Here is a 16,694-nt window from a genome sequence, read left to right on the forward strand (position 1 = left end):
GAGCCCGGGCCGCGGCCGCGGACGGCCGGGGGCGGGGAACCGCCGCGGCCCGCTCCGGCGGACCCGGCGGCCCGCCCCGGCGGCGAGGGCGTGGGCGGGGAAGCGGACGGGAAGGCGCGCGACGGAGACCGGGAGCGGTCGCCGGACGGCAAGGACGAGAGACGGGGGCAGCACGCATGACACAGCAGCAGCCGGGGCAGACGGCCCGGACGGACGACGGAGCGGAACAGGTGACGACGGGCACGGACACTCCCCAGGCGGCCGACACGGCCACCCCGGAGCTGGTGATCATCTCCGGCATGTCCGGGGCCGGCCGTTCCACCGCGGCCAAGTGCCTGGAGGACCTCGGCTGGTTCGTCGTGGACAACCTGCCGCCCGCCCTCATCCCCACCATGGTGGAGCTCGGCGCCCGCAGCCAGGGCAACGTCGCGCGGATCGCCGTGGTCGTCGACGTCCGCGGCCGCCGCTTCTTCGACAACCTCCGCGAGTCCCTCACCGAGCTGGACGCCCGCCAGGTCAGGAGGCGGTTCGTCTTCCTGGAGTCCTCCGACGACGCCCTGGTGCGCCGCTTCGAGTCGGTGCGCCGCCCGCACCCGCTGCAGGGCGACGGCCGCATCGTCGACGGCATCGCCGCCGAGCGCGAACTCCTGCGCGAGCTGCGCGGCGACGCCGACCTGGTGATCGACACCTCCGGCCTCAACGTGCACCAGCTGCGCGCCAAGATGGACGCCCAGTTCGCCGGCGAGGAGGAGCCCGAGCTGCGGGCCACCGTGATGTCGTTCGGCTTCAAGTACGGCCTGCCCGTCGACGCCGACCTCGTCGTGGACATGCGCTTTCTGCCCAACCCGCACTGGGTCCCCGAGCTGCGCCCGTACACCGGCCTCAACGAGGAGGTGTCCTCCTACGTCTTCTCCCAGCCCGGCGCCAAGGAGTTCCTCGACCGGTACACCGAGCTGCTGCACATGATCGCGGCCGGCTACCGCCGCGAGGGCAAGCGCTACGTGACCGTGGCCGTCGGCTGCACCGGCGGCAAGCACCGCTCCGTCGCCATGTCCGAGAAGCTCGCCAAGCGCCTGGCCGCGGACGGGGTCGAGACGGTGGTCGTCCACCGGGACATGGGACGCGAATGAGACGCCACACCCCGCGGCTCACCGGCCTGCGGCGCAGCGCGGTCCCCGCCTTCCGCGGGGAGGCCCGGACGGCCGCGCGCGCCGCCGCGGAGACCCGCGGAGCCCGGCCGCGCCGCCGCGGCGCACAGCCCAAGGTCGTCGCCCTGGGCGGCGGCATGGGCCTGTCCGCCTCGCTGGCGGCGCTGCGCCGGATCACCGGCGACCTGACCGCCGTGGTCACCGTCGCCGACGACGGCGGCTCCAGCGGCCGCCTGCGCCAGGAACTGGGGGTGCTGCCCCCCGGTGACCTGCGCAAGGCGCTGGCCGCGCTGTGCGGCGACGACGACTGGGGCCAGACCTGGGCCCGGGTCATCCAGCACCGCTTCCAGACCGAGGGCGACCTGCACGGCCACGCCGTCGGCAACCTGCTGATCGTGGCCCTCTGGGAACAGCTGGGCGACCACGTCCAGGCGCTGGACCTGGTGGGCCGGCTGCTCGGCGCGAACGGCCGGGTGCTGCCCATGTCCGCGGTGCCGCTGGAGCTCCAGGCGCTGGTGAAGGGCCACGACCCGACGCGCCCGGAGGACGTGGACACCGTCCGGGGCCAGGCCACGGTGGCGCTGACCCCGGGCGAGGTGCAGTCCGTCCACCTGGTGCCGCACGACCCGCCGGCCGTCCCGGAGGCCGTGGAGGCGGTGCTGGACGCCGACTGGGTGGTGCTCGGACCGGGGAGCTGGTTCTCCTCGGTGATCCCGCACCTGCTGGTGCCCGAACTGCTCGAGGCGCTCACGCGGACCCGTGCGCGCCGGGTGCTCTCGCTGAACCTCGCGCCGCAGCCCGGAGAAACCGAGGGGTTCTCCCCGCAGCGTCATGTGGAGGTTTTGGCACGACACGCCCCTAAACTCGCCTTGGACGTGGTGCTGGCCGACGAGGCCGCCGTACCCGACCGCGAAGCGCTCGCCGCGGCCGCCAAGCGGGTCGGCGCGGCGGTCGAGCTGGCCCCCGTGGCCCGGACCGACGGAACCCCCCGGCACGACCCGGAGCTGCTGGCGGCCGCGTACGACCGTATTTTTCGGATGCATGGAAGGATCGGCCCATGGCGATGACGTCGGCTGTGAAGGACGAGATCTCACGGCTTCCCGTCACCCGGACCTGCTGCAGAAAGGCGGAGGTCTCCGCCCTGCTCCGGTTCGCCGGCGGCCTCCACCTGGTGAGCGGCCGGATCGTGATCGAGGCCGAGCTGGACACCGCCAACGCGGCCCGGCGCCTCAAGCGGGACATCCTGGAGATCTTCGGTCACAGCTCCGAGCTGATCGTCATGGCGCCCGGCGGTCTGCGCCGGGGTTCCCGGTTCGTGGTGCGGGTCGTCGCGGGCGGTGACCAGCTCGCCCGGCAGACCGGGCTGGTCGACGGCCGCGGCCGCCCGATCCGCGGGCTGCCCCCGCAGGTCGTCTCCGGCGCCACCTGCGACGCCGAGGCCGCCTGGCGCGGGGCGTTCCTGGCGCACGGCTCGCTGACCGAGCCCGGGCGCTCCTCCTCGCTGGAGGTCACCTGCCCCGGCCCCGAGGCGGCGCTCGCCCTGGTCGGCGCGGCCCGGCGGCTGTCCATCGCGGCGAAGGCCCGCGAGGTGCGCGGCGTCGACCGGGTGGTCGTCCGTGACGGTGATGCGATCGGCGCGCTGTTGACGCGGCTCGGCGCGCACGACTCGGTGCTCGCGTGGGAGGAGCGGCGGATGCGCCGCGAGGTCCGCGCCACCGCCAACCGGCTGGCCAACTTCGACGACGCCAACCTGCGCCGTTCGGCCCGCGCCGCGGTGGCGGCGGGGGCCCGTGTGCAGCGCGCGCTGGAGATCCTGGGCGAGGAGGTGCCCGAGCACCTCGCGGCGGCCGGACGGCTGCGCATGGAGCACAAGCAGGCCTCCCTGGAGGAACTGGGAGCGCTCGCCGATCCGCCGCTCACCAAGGACGCGGTGGCCGGCCGCATCCGCCGCCTGCTCGCCATGGCGGACAAGCGGGCGGCCGACCTCGGAATCCCTGGTACCGAAGCGGGTCTGACCGAGGAACTTGCGGACAACCTGGCTGGCTGACGTTCGTTCAAAAGGCCGATGGGGAGCGCGGAGACATGCCGCGCTCCCTTCGACATTTGTGCGACCGGGTGCACGAAAGAGCGTGATCCGTCCGACTACCGACGGGTAAGCCGGGGCCCGCCGGGTATGGGCCATCTCAATGTCACTTCCGGGCCCTGCGAGCGGTAGGGTCGGAGGCGGTCGGGGACAACTCATGCAGCTCGCCGGGCGGCGGCTTTGCCGTACCGGCGCACCAACAAGGAGATGGGTTCGTGACGATCCGCGTAGGCATCAACGGCTTCGGCCGCATCGGTCGCAACTACTTCCGGGCTCTGCTCGACCAGGGTGCGGATGTCGAAGTCGTGGCTGTCAACGACCTTGGTGACACCGCGACCACCGCACACCTGCTGAAGTACGACACCGTCCTCGGCCGCCTGGCCGAGGAGGTCACCCACACCGAGGACTCGATCACGGTCGGCGGGAAGACCGTCAAGGTCCTGTCCGAGCGCAACCCGGCGGACATCCCCTGGGGCGAGCTCGGCGTCGACATCGTCATCGAGTCGACCGGCATCTTCACCAAGCGCGAGGCCGCCGCCCAGCACCTGGCCGGCGGCGCCAAGAAGGTGCTGATCTCCGCCCCCGCCAAGGGCGAGGACCTCACCGTGGTGATGGGCGTCAACGAGAACCAGTACGACCCGGAGAACCACCACGTCATCTCCAACGCCTCCTGCACCACCAACTGCGTGGCGCCGATGGCGAAGGTCCTCGACGAGAACTTCGGCATCGTCAAGGGCCTGATGACGACGGTGCACGCGTACACCAACGACCAGCGCATCCTGGACTTCCCGCACTCGGACCTGCGCCGGGCCCGGGCCGCGGCGGTCAACATCATCCCGACGACCACGGGCGCGGCGAAGGCGACCGCCCTGGTCCTCCCGCAGCTCAAGGGCAAGCTGGACGGCATGGCCATGCGCGTCCCGGTTCCCACCGGCTCGGTCACCGACCTGGTCGTGGAGCTCTCCCGCGAGACCACCAAGGAAGAGGTCAACGCGGTCTTCCAGAAGGCCGCCGAGGGTCCCCTGAAGGGCATCCTGGTCTTCACCGAGGACCCGATCGTCTCCTCCGACATCGTCTCCCAGCCGGCCTCCTGCACCTTCGACTCCTCCCTGACCATGGTTCAGGAGGGCAAGTCGGTGAAGGTGATCGGTTGGTACGACAACGAGTGGGGCTACTCCCACCGCCTCGTCGACCTGACGGTCTTCGTCGGCAACCAGCTCTGAGCCTCGAGCCGTAACGTACAGATCCACCGACGTGGGAGCAGGGCTTGGGCGGCGCAGCGAGGCGCCGTCCGGGCCCTGCTCCATGTCTGAATAAGCTCAGCCGAGTCAGCTCAGTCTCCGAGGAGTCCCTGAATGAAGACGATCGACGAACTGCTCGCCGAGGGAGTGGACGGCAGGCGCGTGTTCGTCCGCGCCGACCTCAACGTGCCGCTCGCGGAAGGCCGGATCACCGACGACGGCCGCATCCGGGCCGTCCTGCCGACCGTGAAGGCGCTCGCCGGGGCCGGCGCCAAGGTGGTCGTCGCCTCGCACCTGGGCCGGCCCAAGGGCGCGCCGGACCCCGCCTTCACCCTGCGACCCGCCGCCGAGCGGCTCGGTGAGCTGCTGGACGCCCCGGTGGCCTTCGCCGAGGACACCGTCGGCCCCGCCGCCCAGGAGACCGTCGGAGGACTCCGGTCCGGCCAGGTCGCCGTGATCGAGAACCTGCGGTTCAACGCGGGCGAGACCTCCAAGGACGACGCCGGGCGCGGCGCGTTCGCCGACGAGCTCGCCGCCCTCGCGGACGTCTACGTCGGCGACGGCTTCGGCGCGGTGCACCGCAAGCACGCGTCGGTGTACGACCTTCCGGCCCGCCTGCCGCACTACGCCGGCTACCTGATCGCCGCCGAGGTCGACGTCCTCAAGAAGCTCACCGACGAGGTCGCCCGCCCCTACGCGGTGGTCCTCGGCGGCGCCAAGGTCTCCGACAAGCTCGCCGTGATCGACCGGCTGCTCGGCAAGGCCGACCGCATCCTGATCGGCGGCGGCATGGCGTTCACCTTCCTCAAGGCCAAGGGTTACGAGGTCGGCACCTCCCTCCTGCAGGAGGACCAGCTCGCCACGGTCACCGAGTACATGGAGCGCGCCGAGAAGAGCGGCGTGGAGATCGTGCTGCCGGTCGACGCGCTCGTCACGCCGCAGTTCCCGGACCTGAGGACGAAGGCCCCCGCCGACCCGGACACCGTCGCCGCCGACGCCATGCCGGCCGACCAGGCGGGCATGGACATCGGCCCGCGCAGCGGCGAGCTCTACGCCGAGAAGCTGGCCGACGCCGCGACCGTCTTCTGGAACGGTCCCATGGGCGTCTTCGAGCACCCCGACTTCGCCCAGGGCACCCGTGCCGTCGCCCGGGCGCTGACCGAGTCCAAGGGCTTCACCGTGGTGGGCGGCGGGGACTCCGCCGCGGCGGTCCGTACGCTTGGCTTCGACGAGAACGCTTTCGGCCACATCTCGACCGGCGGCGGCGCCTCCCTCGAGTACCTCGAGGGCAAGACGCTCCCCGGCCTCGCCGCACTGGAGGACTGACCCGATGACCACCCGTACGCCGCTGATGGCGGGCAACTGGAAGATGAACCTCAACCACCTCGAGGCCATCGCCCACGTCCAGAAGCTCGCCTTCGCCCTGGCGGAGAAGGACTACGAGGCCGTCGAGGTCGCCGTGCTGCCGCCCTTCACGGACCTGCGCTCCGTGCAGACGCTGGTCGACGGCGACAAGCTCAAGGTCAAGTACGGCGCCCAGGACGTCTCCGCGCACGACTCCGGCGCCTACACCGGTGAGATCTCCGGCGCGATGCTGGCCAAGCTGAAGTGCTCCTTCGTGGCCGTCGGCCACTCCGAGCGCCGCCAGTACCACGACGAGACCGACGAGATCGTCAACGCCAAGGTCAAGGCCGCCTTCAAGCACGAGCTGACGCCGATCCTGTGCGTGGGCGAGGAGCTCGAGGTCCGCCAGGCCGGCCGCCACGTGGAGCACACCCTCGCCCAGGTCGAGGGCGGCCTGAAGGACGTCCCGGCCGAGCAGGCCGAGACGGTCGTCGTCGCCTACGAGCCGGTCTGGGCCATCGGCACCGGCCAGGTCTGCGGCGCCGACGACGCCCAGGAGGTCTGCGGGGCGATCCGCGGCAAGCTCGCCGAGCTGTACTCCCAGGACGTCGCCGACAAGATCCGCATCCAATACGGCGGGTCCGTGAAGTCCGGGAACGTCGCCGAGATCATGTCGAAGCCGGACATCGACGGCGCCCTGGTCGGCGGGGCCTCCCTGGACGTCGACGAGTTCGTGAAGATCGTCCGGTTCCGCGACCAGTGACCGCCCGTACCCGGTGGGTGATCCCGCCAGGGAGTGAGTAGGCGGCGAGGACGATTCGTCGTACCCTTGCGGGGTCCGGTGTCCTGACCAGTGCGTCGCACGAGACGCGTGAGGTCGCCAGGGGCGCCGGGCCCGCGTCGTCCATCCGAATCCGAGGAAGTTGGTCCAGCTGTGGTTATGGGGTTCCAGATCGCCCTGATCGTCTTCAGCGCGCTGCTGATGCTGCTGGTGCTGATGCACAAGGGCAAGGGCGGCGGCCTCTCCGACATGTTCGGCGGCGGCATGCAGTCGTCCGTCGGCGGCTCCTCGGTCGCCGAGCGCAACCTGGACCGGATCACCGTGGTCGTCGGCATCCTGTGGGTCGTCTGCATCGTGGTGCTCGCCATCATCACGAAGTCCCCGGGCGCCAACTGACCGGAAATCGACGCTGATCGACCGTCGTCGGCCGAAAGGCGGAGGGACGGCGGCTCCGGTCCGGATCCCTCGAACGCGCAAGGCCCCATGACGGGTACGCCTCCTGGAAGGCGGCCTATCATGGGGCCTGCGTCTGTTCGGGGGCCGTGGCTCAGAGGTCACTGGACGCGCGTTGGGCCTTACGTAGACTGTCCGGGCCTACTGAGGGCGCTCGCGGCGAAGCGCTGCGCCGACCAGCTTCGCGGCACCATCACGCAGGGAGTTAGACCGTGGCAAGTGGCAACGCGATCCGAGGAAGTCGGGTCGGGGCGGGGCCGATGGGCGAGGCCGAGCGCGGTGAGTCCGCGCCCCGGCTGCGCATCTCCTTCTGGTGCTCCAACGGGCACGAGACCCAGCCGAGTTTCGCGAGTGACGCGCAGGTTCCCGACACCTGGGACTGTCCGCGCTGCGGCTTCCCGGCCGGACAGGACCGGGACAACCCGCCGGACCCGCCGCGCACCGAGCCCTACAAGACCCACCTCGCCTACGTGCGGGAGCGGCGCAGCGACGCCGACGGCGAGGCGATCCTCGCCGAGGCGCTGGCCAAGCTGCGCGGCGAGATCTGACCCGACGTCAACGGCCGGACCCCGAACGGGTGTCCGGCCGTTCCGTCCTGCCCGTGGGAGCCCGCCCCCGCCGGAGGCCGCCGTCCGCCGTCCGTGGTTCCGGCCTGTGGACAAACGCGCCACGGGGGGACTGATCAACTAGGTTGGCAGGGGCCGCCGCACGGGTACGCGGCCCGCACACCTTGCGGGAACGAAGCCCGCAGGCGCGAAAGCCAGCAGGCACGAAAGAGGGCAGAGTCGATGAACGCAGAGAGCCGTCCGAGGCTCAACCGGCTGCCGGAGTGGAACGCTCTGGCCAAGCACCGCGAGGCGCTCGGCGAGGTGCGGCTGCGAGAGCTGTTCGACGCGGAGCCGGACCGGGGCTCGGCGTACACCCTGCGGGTCGGCGACCTCCACATCGACTACTCCAAGCACCTGGTCACCGACGAGACGCTGCGGCTGCTGCGCGACCTGGCGGCGGCCCGCGACGTCTTCGGGCAGCGCGACGCCATGTTCCGCGGCGAGAAGATCAACATCACCGAGGACCGGGCCGTCCTGCACACCGCGCTGCGCGCCCCGCGCGACGCCTCGATCGAGGTGGACGGCGCCAACGTGGTGCCGGCGGTGCACACCGTCCTGGAGAAGATGGCCGGCTTCGCCGACCGGGTCCGCTCCGGCGGCTGGACCGGCCACACCGGCAAGCGGATCCGCACCGTCGTCAACATCGGCATCGGCGGCTCCGACCTCGGCCCCGCGATGGCCTACGAGGTGCTGCGCGCCTACACCGACCGCTCGCTGGCCTTCCGGTTCGTCTCCAACGTCGACGGCGCCGACCTGCACGAGGCGCTGCAGGGGCTGGACGCGGAGGAGACGCTGTTCATCGTCGCCTCCAAGACCTTCACCACCATCGAGACGGTCACCAACGCCACGTCGGCGCGCACCTGGCTGCTCGGGCAGCTCGGCGCCGGACAGGAGGCGGTGGCCAAGCACTTCGTGGCGCTGTCCACCAACGCCGGCAAGGTCGCCGAGTTCGGCATCGACACCGAGAACATGTTCGCGTTCTGGGACTGGGTCGGCGGCCGGTACTCCTACGACTCGGCGATCGGCCTCTCCCTGATGATCGCCATCGGCCCGGACCGGTTCCGCGAGATGCTGGACGGCTTCCGGCTGGTCGACGAGCACTTCCGCACCGCCCCGCCGGAGGACAACGCGCCTCTGCTGCTGGGTCTGCTGGGCATCTGGTACAACAACTTCCACGACGCGCAGTCGCACGCGGTGCTGCCCTACAGCCACTACCTGTCGAAGTTCACGGCCTACCTCCAGCAGCTCGACATGGAGTCCAACGGCAAGTACGTGGCCCGTGACGGACGGCCGGTGGAGTGGCAGACCGGTCCGGTGGTCTGGGGCACGCCGGGCACCAACGGGCAGCACGCGTACTACCAGTTGATCCACCAGGGCACCAAGCTGGTCCCCGCCGACTTCATCGGGTTCGCCAGGCCGGTGGACGAGCTCAGCGGCGAACTGGAGGCCCAGCACGACCTGCTGATGGCCAACTTCTTCGCGCAGACCCAGGCGCTGGCCTTCGGCAAGACGCCGGAGGAGGTCCGCGCGGAGGGCGCCGCGGAGGAACTGGTGCCGCACCGCACCTTCCCGGGGAACCACCCGACGACCACGATCCTCGCCGACGCGCTCACGCCCTCCGTGCTGGGACAGCTGGTGGCGCTCTACGAGCACAAGGTGTTCGTGCAGGGCGCGGTGTGGGACATCGACTCCTTCGACCAGTGGGGCGTCGAGCTGGGCAAGGTCCTCGCCAAGCGCGTCGAGCCCGCCCTCACGGAGGGCGCGGACGTGCCCGGCCTGGACGGCTCGACGCGCGCGCTGGTCGCCAAGTACCGGGAGCTGCGCGGCCGCTGAGCCCGGGCCTCACGCCGTGGGGCCGCCGCGCGAGCCGGTTCTCCGGCCCGTCCTTCCCTTCCCGGGGCCTTCCCGGGCCCTTCCCGGGGCCGGCCCTCCGCGGTGTGAACCGTCCGGCGCGTACGTGAGGCCTGTGCCCGCCCGGCGGCCCGGCCGTCCCCGCAGGAGCCCGCGGGCGACCGTGCCGCCGGGCGGCACGGGGCGAGCACGCGGAAGCCCTCGAGCACGCGGAAGCCCCCGGCGCCGGTGACGGCGCCGGGGGCTTCGGCGGAGGCAGCGGCTCGGACTACAGCCTGGACGCCGCCGCCGCGTCGAGGAGCCAGAGCGTGCTCTCCCGGCCGTACGCCCCCGCCGCGGGGGCGTCGGCGGAGCCGGCCCCGCCGCGCAGGACGGTGGCCGCGGCCTCCGCCTTGTCCTCGCCGGCCGCCAGCAGCCACACCTGACGCGCCGCCCGGATCGCCGGCAGCGTCAGCGACACCCGTACCGGCGGCGGCTTCGGAGCCTCCCGCACGGCGACCACCGTGCGCCCGGTCTCCCGCACCCCGGGCAGGCCGGGGAAGAGGGAGGCGACGTGGGTGTCCGGGCCGACGCCCAGCATCAGCACGTCGAACTCCGGGACCGTCGCGCCGTCCCCGGCGGCCGCCGCCAGCTCCCGCGCGTAGGCGGTCGCCGCCGCCTCCACGTCGTCCCCGTGCGGCCCGTCGGAGGCCGGCATCGCGTGCACCCGGGACGGGTCCACCGGCACGGCGTCCAGCAGCGCCCGGCGGGCCTGCGTGACGTTGCGCTCCGGGTCGCCGGCCGGCAGGTACCGCTCGTCGCCCCACCACAGGTCCAGGCGGGCCCAGTCCACGGCGTCCCGCGCGGGCGACTCGGCCAGCGCGGCCAGCAGCCCGTTGCCGTTGCGGCCGCCGGTGAGGACCACCGAGGCGTGCCCCCGCTCGGCCTGGGCGTCGGCCACGGCGGTGATCAGCCGTGCCGCGGCCGCCCGGGCCATCAGGTCCTTGTCGCGGTGGACCAGCAGCCGCCGCTCGCCCCCGCTCACTTGGCCGCCGCCCGCTTCACGGCGGGACCCCGCTTCGCGGCCCGCTTGGCAGGACCCTTCACCACGTCCTCCTCCGGCACCGGCACCGGCTCCTCGGAGGAGGCCCCGGGAGCACCGGAGGCCTCCCGCGGGGCGTCCGGGGACCCGTCGCCGAAGGTCTCGGCCGCGTCGGCCGCCGCGTACAGCCGGTCCACCCCGTACTGGAGGGCGGCCGCGTACGTCTCGTCCGGGTCCAGGCGGCGCAGCTCCTCGGCGATCAGCTCCGAGGTGTCGCGCCGCTTGAGCGCCACCTGCCGGTCCGGCTGGCCCTCGATGGCGAGGGTCGCCAGCGTGCCGTCGGCGCGGTCGAGGGTGATCCGGCCGCAGTCGGTCTCCATCCGGACACCGGTCAGACCGGGCCCGGCGGACTGCGTGCGGCGCACCGGCACGTCGAGGCGTTCGGCCAGCCACATGGCCAGCAGCTCGCAGCTCGGGTTGAACTCCTCGCCCTCGACCTCGACGGCCTCGACCCGGCAGACCACCTGGTCGAGCGCGGCGGCCAGCATGGACCGCCACGGGGTGATCCGGGTCCACGACAGGTCGGTGTCGCCGGGCGTGTAGGAACCGGCGAGCGAGCGCAGCTCGCCCACCGGGTCCTCCGCCGCGTAGGTGTCGGTCACGCGGCGCTGCGCCAGCGCGCCCAGGGGGTCCTGGGCGGGGTCCGAGGGCGCGTTCACCGGCCACCAGACCACCACGGGGGCGTCCGGCAGCAGCAACGGCAGGACCACCGACTGGGCGTGGTTGACCACCTCGCCGTAGAGCCGGAGCACCACCGTTTCGCCGGCGCCCGCGTCCGCGCCCACCCGCACCTCGGCGTCGAGGCGGGACTTGGTGCGGTCGCGCGGGGAACGGGCGTGCCGCTTGATGACCACCAGCAGTCGCGCGGGGTGCTCGTGCGAGGCCTCCGACGCCGACTTCATGGCGTCGTAGGCGTTCTCCTCGTCGGTGACGACGACCAGGGTGAGCACCATGCCGACGGCCGGGGCGCCGAGCGCGCGGCGTCCCTGGACCAGCGCTTTGTTGATCTTGCTGGCCGTGGTGTCGGTGAGGTCGATCTTCATGGCCGGCGCCAGCTCCGTCCGTCTCGTGCGAGCATCTCGTCCGCTTCTGCGGGTCCCCAGGTTCCGGCCGGATATCGGGCGGGAGCGCCCTCGGTGTCCCAGAACTGCTCGATCGGATCGAGGATCTTCCAGGACAGCTCGACCTCCTCCGTGCGCGGGAAGAGGTTGGCGTCGCCGAGGAGGACGTCGAGGATGAGCCGCTCGTAGGCCTCCGGGCTGGACTCGGTGAAGGACTCGCCGTAGGCGAAGTCCATCGAGACGTCCCGGATCTCCATGGAGGTGCCCGGAACCTTCGAACCGAACCGGACCGTCATGCCCTCGTCCGGCTGCACCCGGATCACCATGGCGTTCTGCCCCAGCTCCTCGGTGGCCGTGTGGCCGAACGGGGAGTGCGGGGCGCGCTGGAAGACGACCGCGATCTCGGTGACCCGGCGGCCCAGGCGCTTGCCGGTGCGCAGGTAGAAGGGGACGCCCGCCCAGCGGCGGTTGTCGATCTCCAGCTTGATCGCCGCGTAGGTGTCGGTCCGGGAGGACGGGTCGATGCCCTCCTCCTCCAGGTAGCCGACCGCCCTGGCGCCGCCCTGCCAGCCCGCCGTGTACTGGGCGCGCACGGTCGAGGCGGCCAGGTCGGAGGGGAGTCGCACCGCGCCGAGGACCTTGGTCTTCTCGGCGGCCAGCGCGTCCGCGTCGAAGGAGGCGGGCTCCTCCATCGCGGTGAGGGCGAGCAGCTGGAGCAGGTGGTTCTGGATGACGTCGCGGGCCGCGCCGATGCCGTCGTAGTAGCCGGCCCGGCCGCCGATGCCGATGTCCTCGGCCATCGTGATCTGCACGTGGTCGACGTAGGACCGGTTCCAGAGCGGCTCGAACATCTGGTTGGCGAAGCGCAGCGCCAGGATGTTCTGGACCGTCTCCTTGCCGAGGTAGTGGTCGATCCGGAACACCTGCTCCGGGGCGAACACCTCGTGCACGAGGGCGTTGAGCTCCTCGGCCGACCTCAGGTCGTGGCCGAAGGGCTTCTCGATCACGGCGCGGCGCCAGGAGCCGTCCGTCTGGTCGGCCAGCCCGTGCTTCTTCAGCTGCTGGATGACCACCGGGAAGGAACCGGGCGGGACGGAGAGGTAGAACGCGAAGTTTCCGCCGGTGCCCTGGGCGCGGTCGAGCTCCTCGATGGTGGAGCGCAGCGACGCGAACGACTCGTCGTCGTCGAAGGAGCCCTGGACGAACCGCATGCCCTGGGCGAGCTGCTGCCAGACCTCCTCGCGGAAGGGGGTGCGGGCGTGTTCCTTGACCGCGTCGTGGACCACTTGGGCGAAGTCCTCGTCCGCCCACTCACGGCGGGCGAAGCCCACCAGGGAGAAACCCGGCGGCAGCAGACCACGGTTCGCGAGGTCGTACACCGCCGGCATCAGCTTCTTGCGGGACAGGTCGCCCGTGACGCCGAAGATCACCAGGCCCGACGGCCCCGCGATGCGCGGGAGCCGTCGGTCCAGGGCGTCACGGAGCGGGTTCGCTCCGGTGACAGGGGAGGGTGACAAGGCCTAGCCCTCCGAAGGGGCGAGCCGCTCGAGCTCGGCCTTGGTCGAGTCCAGCAGGTCGTTCCAGGCGGCCTCGAACTTCTCGACGCCCTCCTTCTCCAGCAGCTCCACGACCTCGTCGTAGGAGATGCCCAGACGCTCCACGGCGTCGAGGTCGGCGCGGGCCTGCTCGTAGGTGCCGGTGACCGTGTCGCCGGTGATCTGGCCGTGGTCGCCCACGGCCTGGAGCGTGCCGCCCGGCATGGTGTTCACCGTGTTCGGCGCGACCAGGTCGTCGACGTACAGGGTGTCCTTGTACGCCTTGTCCTTGACGCCGGTGGAGGCCCACAGCGGACGCTGGCGGTTGGCGCCGGCGCGCTCCAGGGCGTTCCAGCGGTCCGAGGAGAAGACCTCCTCGTACGCCTGGTAGGCCAGACGGGCGTTGGCGAGGGCGGCCTTGCCGCGCACCGCCTTGGCCTCGTCGGTGCCCAGGGCGTCGATCCGCTTGTCGATCTCGGTGTCGACGCGGGAGACGAAGAAGGAGGCCACGGAGTGGATCTTCGACAGGTCCAGGCCGCGCTCCTTGGCCTTCTCCAGGCCGGCCAGGTAGGCGTCCATCACCTGGCGGTAGCGCTCCAGGGAGAAGATCAGCGTGACGTTGACGCTGATGCCCAGGCCGATGACGTCGGTGATCGCGGGCAGGCCCGCCAGGGTCGCCGGGATCTTGATGAGGGTGTTCGGGCGGTCCACCAGCCAGGCCAGCTGCTTGGCCTCGGCGACCGTGGCCCGCTCGTCGTGCGCGAGGCGGGGGTCGACCTCGATCGACACCCGGCCGTCACGGCCGTCGGTGGCGTCGAAGACCGGGCGCAGGACGTCGGCGGCGTCGCGGACGTCCGCCGTGGTGATCATCCGGATCGCCTCCTCGACCGTCACCTTGCGGGCGGCGAGATCGGTGAGCTGGGTGTCGTAGCCGTCGCCCTCGGAGATCGCCTTCTGGAAGATCGACGGGTTGGTGGTGACGCCGACCACGTGCTGGTCGGCGATCAGCTCCTGCAGGGCGCCGGAGGAGATCAGCTTGCGGGACAGGTCGTCCAGCCAGATCGCCACACCCTCGTCGGAGAGGCGCTTGAGTGCGTCTGTCATGGTTCTTTGCATCTCCTACTTGATCGGTATCAGCGTCAGCGCCGCGCGGCGGCGAGGGATTCCCGGGCCTGGGCGGCCACGTTCTCGGCGGTGAAGCCGAACTCGCGGAACAGCACCTTGGCGTCGGCGGAGGCGCCGAAGTGCTCCAGCGAGACGATCCGCCCGGCGTCGCCCACGAAGCGGTGCCAGGTGAGGCCGATGCCGGCCTCGACGGCGACCCGCGCCTTGACGGACGGGGGCAGGACGCTGTCCTTGTAGGCCTGGTCCTGCTCGTCGAACCACTCGACGGACGGCATGGAGACGACCCGGGTCGGGACGCCCTCGGCCTGGAGCTGCTCGCGCGCCTCGACGGCCAGGTGCACCTCGGAGCCGGTGGCGATCAGCACGACCTGCGGCTCGCCGCCTTCGGCCTCGCGCAGGACGTAGCCGCCGCGGGCGGTGTCCTCGTTCGCCTCGTACACCGGCACGCCCTGGCGGGTGAGCGCCAGACCGTGCGGGGTGCCCTTGCCGAACTCCTTCGTCCAGCGGCGCATGATCTCGCGCCAGGCGATGGCCGTCTCGTTGGCGTCGGCCGGGCGCACGATGTTCAGGCCCGGGATGGCGCGCAGCGAGGCCAGGTGCTCCACCGGCTGGTGGGTCGGGCCGTCCTCGCCCAGACCGATCGAGTCGTGCGTCCACACGAAGGTCACCGGCAGGTGCATCAGCGCGGAGAGCCGGACGGCGTTGCGCATGTAGTCGGAGAACACCAGGAAGGTGCCGCCGTAGACGCGCGTGTTGCCGTGCAGGGCGATGCCGTTCATCTCGGCGCCCATGGAGTGCTCGCGGATGCCGAAGTGGATGGTGCGGCCGTACGGGTCGGCCTCCGGCAGCGGGTTGCCCACGGGGAGGAACGAGCTGGTCTTGTCGATGGTGGTGTTGTTGGAGCCCGCCAGGTCGGCGGAGCCGCCCCACAGCTCCGGCACGACCGAGCCCAGCGCCTGGAGCACCTTGCCGGACGCGGCACGGGTGGCCACCGAGGTGCCCGCCTCGAAGACCGGCAGCTTCTCCTCCCAGCCGGCCGGCAGCTCGCCCGCGGCGATGCGGTCGAACTCCGCGGCCCGCTCCGGGTTGGCCTGGCGCCACGCCTGGAACTGCTTCTCCCACTCCGCCCGGGCGTCACGGCCGCGGTCCAGGGCCTTGCGGGTGTGGCCGATGACCTCGTCGGAGACCTCGAAGGTCCGCTCCGGGTCGAAGCCCAGCACGCGCTTGGTCGCGGCGACCTCGTCGTCGCCGAGCGCCGAGCCGTGGGCGGCCTCGGTGTTCTGCGCGTTCGGGGCCGGCCAGGCGATGATGGAGCGCATCGCGATGAACGACGGCCGGTCGGTGACCGCCTTCGCGGCCTGGACGGCCTCGTAGATGGCCGCCGGGTCGAGGTCGCCGTTCTCCTGCGGCTCCACCCGCTGGACGTGCCAGCCGTAGGCCTCGTACCGCTTGACGACGTCCTCGGAGACCGCGGTCTCGGTGTCGCCCTCGATCGAGATGTGGTTGTCGTCCCACAGCAGGACCAGGTTGCCCAGCTTCTGGTGGCCCGCCAGGGAGGAGGCCTCGGCGGCGATGCCCTCCTGGAGGCAGCCGTCACCGGCGACGCAGAAGACGAAGTGGTCGAAGGGCGACTCGCCCTGCGGCGCCTCGGGGTCGAACAGGCCGCGCTCGTAGCGGGCGGCCATCGCCATGCCGACGGCGTTGGCGACACCCTGGCCCAGCGGGCCGGTGGTGGTCTCCACCCCGGTGGTGTGGCCGTACTCCGGGTGGCCGGGGGTCTTGGAACCCCAGGTGCGGAAGGCCTTCAGGTCGTCCAGCTCCAGGCCGAAGCCGGCCAGGTAGAGCTGGGTGTAGAGGGTCAGGGACGAGTGCCCGGCCGAGAGGACGAAGCGGTCACGCCCCACCCAGTCGGCGTCGGACGGGTCGTGGCGCATCACCTTCTGGAAGAGCGTGTACGCCGCGGGCGCCAGGCTCATCGCCGTACCGGGATGGCCGTTGCCGACCTTCTGTACGGCGTCAGCTGCCAGGATGCGGGCGGTGTCCACCGCGCGCTGGTCCAGCTCTGTCCACTCGAGGGCTGTGGTGGTCGGCTTGTTGCTCACCCTGGGTCAGGGCTCCTCTCCACATGTCGAAAGCCGGTGAGGTGTGCGCCCACCGGTACCACCGACGGGTTCCGCGCCGCCGGCGGGTCGAGCCTATCCCGTGCAAACACTGGGTTCCCCCGTGTGACCAGAGTGTGGCCACAGGCCTGTTCCTTCTGCGTTCGCCCCTGCTCACATGGGCATTCCTTCTGGGTTCGCGTCCGCTCACATGGGCGCGCCCCACGGCATGTCACGGGGGCGCGTCACGGTGCGCGGGACGCTCCACGGCCGGGTTCCCCGGC

14 protein-coding genes are annotated in these 16,694 nt (G+C 71.8%); 9 read left to right on the top strand and 5 right to left on the bottom strand.

The annotated features are described in order from the left end of the window. Positions 1–176 precede the first annotated feature (176 nt). The 9 genes from rapZ to pgi all read left to right on the top strand — a co-directional run bounded on the left by rapZ (position 177) and on the right by pgi (position 9,491). Positions 177–1,130, top strand: a complete 954-nt coding sequence (gene rapZ / locus A2U95_RS16590) for an RNase adapter RapZ (protein WP_166023310.1) — start codon at positions 177–179, stop codon at positions 1,128–1,130. Then, the gene (locus A2U95_RS16595) at positions 1,127–2,215 is read left to right on the top strand and encodes a gluconeogenesis factor YvcK family protein (protein WP_166023312.1); all 1,089 of its coding nucleotides are present in this window, start codon (positions 1,127–1,129) and stop codon (positions 2,213–2,215) included. Before rapZ ends, A2U95_RS16595 begins: the two co-directional genes overlap by 4 nt. Further along, a complete protein-coding gene (gene whiA / locus A2U95_RS16600) occupies positions 2,206–3,195 on the top strand; it encodes a DNA-binding protein WhiA (protein WP_166023313.1) in 990 nt (329 codons plus the stop codon). The genes A2U95_RS16595 and whiA overlap by 10 nt, the downstream gene beginning before the upstream one ends. 251 nt (positions 3,196–3,446) lie before the next feature. Further along, a complete protein-coding gene (gap, locus tag A2U95_RS16605; protein ID WP_166023315.1) occupies positions 3,447–4,454 on the top strand; it encodes a type I glyceraldehyde-3-phosphate dehydrogenase in 1,008 nt (335 codons plus the stop codon). Positions 4,455–4,586: 132 nt separating this feature from the next. Next, a complete protein-coding gene (locus A2U95_RS16610) occupies positions 4,587–5,798 on the top strand; it encodes a phosphoglycerate kinase (protein ID WP_166023317.1) in 1,212 nt (403 codons plus the stop codon). A 4-nt stretch (positions 5,799–5,802) separates the two neighbouring features. Next, complete coding sequence (gene tpiA, locus A2U95_RS16615) at positions 5,803–6,579, top strand: triose-phosphate isomerase (RefSeq protein WP_166023319.1); 777 nt, start codon at positions 5,803–5,805, stop codon at positions 6,577–6,579. 177 nt (positions 6,580–6,756) lie between these two features. After that, on the top strand, positions 6,757–6,993 hold the full coding sequence (gene secG / locus A2U95_RS16620; protein WP_166023321.1) for a preprotein translocase subunit SecG: 237 nt from the start codon (positions 6,757–6,759) through the stop codon (positions 6,991–6,993). Positions 6,994–7,310: 317 nt separating this feature from the next. Continuing rightward, positions 7,311–7,598 (top strand): RNA polymerase-binding protein RbpA, encoded by a 288-nt coding sequence (locus A2U95_RS16625; protein ID WP_004002138.1) that lies wholly within the window; start codon positions 7,311–7,313, stop codon positions 7,596–7,598. A gap of 240 nt (positions 7,599–7,838) precedes the next feature. Then, positions 7,839–9,491, top strand: a complete 1,653-nt coding sequence (pgi, locus tag A2U95_RS16630; protein ID WP_166023323.1) for a glucose-6-phosphate isomerase — start codon at positions 7,839–7,841, stop codon at positions 9,489–9,491. A 286-nt stretch (positions 9,492–9,777) separates the two neighbouring features. Here pgi and pgl read toward each other — a convergent pair whose 3' ends face one another. From pgl to tkt, 5 genes are read right to left on the bottom strand one after another with little or no spacing between them, the layout of a single operon-like run. Continuing rightward, a complete protein-coding gene (gene pgl, locus A2U95_RS16635) occupies positions 9,778–10,533 on the bottom strand; it encodes a 6-phosphogluconolactonase (protein ID WP_277350902.1) in 756 nt (251 codons plus the stop codon). Beyond that, positions 10,530–11,633 (bottom strand): glucose-6-phosphate dehydrogenase assembly protein OpcA, encoded by a 1,104-nt coding sequence (gene opcA, locus A2U95_RS16640; RefSeq protein WP_166023325.1) that lies wholly within the window; start codon positions 11,631–11,633, stop codon positions 10,530–10,532. The genes pgl and opcA overlap by 4 nt, the downstream gene beginning before the upstream one ends. Further along, positions 11,630–13,168 (bottom strand): glucose-6-phosphate dehydrogenase, encoded by a 1,539-nt coding sequence (zwf, locus tag A2U95_RS16645; RefSeq protein ID WP_166023327.1) that lies wholly within the window; start codon positions 13,166–13,168, stop codon positions 11,630–11,632. Before zwf ends, opcA begins: the two co-directional genes overlap by 4 nt. A 3-nt stretch (positions 13,169–13,171) precedes the next feature. Continuing rightward, positions 13,172–14,290, bottom strand: coding sequence for a transaldolase (gene tal / locus A2U95_RS16650; RefSeq protein WP_166023329.1), 1,119 nt, complete (start codon positions 14,288–14,290; stop codon positions 13,172–13,174). A 35-nt stretch (positions 14,291–14,325) separates the two neighbouring features. Beyond that, positions 14,326–16,413, bottom strand: coding sequence for a transketolase (tkt, locus tag A2U95_RS16655; RefSeq protein WP_166023331.1), 2,088 nt, complete (start codon positions 16,411–16,413; stop codon positions 14,326–14,328). Positions 16,414–16,694: the final 281 nt, after the last annotated feature.

Source organism: Streptomyces chilikensis, assembly GCF_001642695.1.
Lineage (GTDB): Bacteria > Actinomycetota > Actinomycetes > Streptomycetales > Streptomycetaceae > Streptomyces > Streptomyces chilikensis.

Coding starts and splice junctions, on each gene's coding strand:
- rapZ (WP_166023310.1), top strand. CDS start 177: ATGACACAGCAGCAGCCGGGGCAGACGGCCCGGACGGACGACGGAGCG.
- A2U95_RS16595 (WP_166023312.1), top strand. CDS start 1,127: ATGAGACGCCACACCCCGCGGCTCACCGGCCTGCGGCGCAGCGCGGTC.
- whiA (WP_166023313.1), top strand. CDS start 2,206: ATGGCGATGACGTCGGCTGTGAAGGACGAGATCTCACGGCTTCCCGTC.
- A2U95_RS16610 (WP_166023317.1), top strand. CDS start 4,587: ATGAAGACGATCGACGAACTGCTCGCCGAGGGAGTGGACGGCAGGCGC.
- tpiA (WP_166023319.1), top strand. CDS start 5,803: ATGACCACCCGTACGCCGCTGATGGCGGGCAACTGGAAGATGAACCTC.
- secG (WP_166023321.1), top strand. CDS start 6,757: ATGGGGTTCCAGATCGCCCTGATCGTCTTCAGCGCGCTGCTGATGCTG.
- A2U95_RS16625 (WP_004002138.1), top strand. CDS start 7,311: ATGGGCGAGGCCGAGCGCGGTGAGTCCGCGCCCCGGCTGCGCATCTCC.
- pgi (WP_166023323.1), top strand. CDS start 7,839: ATGAACGCAGAGAGCCGTCCGAGGCTCAACCGGCTGCCGGAGTGGAAC.
- opcA (WP_166023325.1), bottom strand. CDS start 11,633: ATGAAGATCGACCTCACCGACACCACGGCCAGCAAGATCAACAAAGCG.
- tal (WP_166023329.1), bottom strand. CDS start 14,290: ATGACAGACGCACTCAAGCGCCTCTCCGACGAGGGTGTGGCGATCTGG.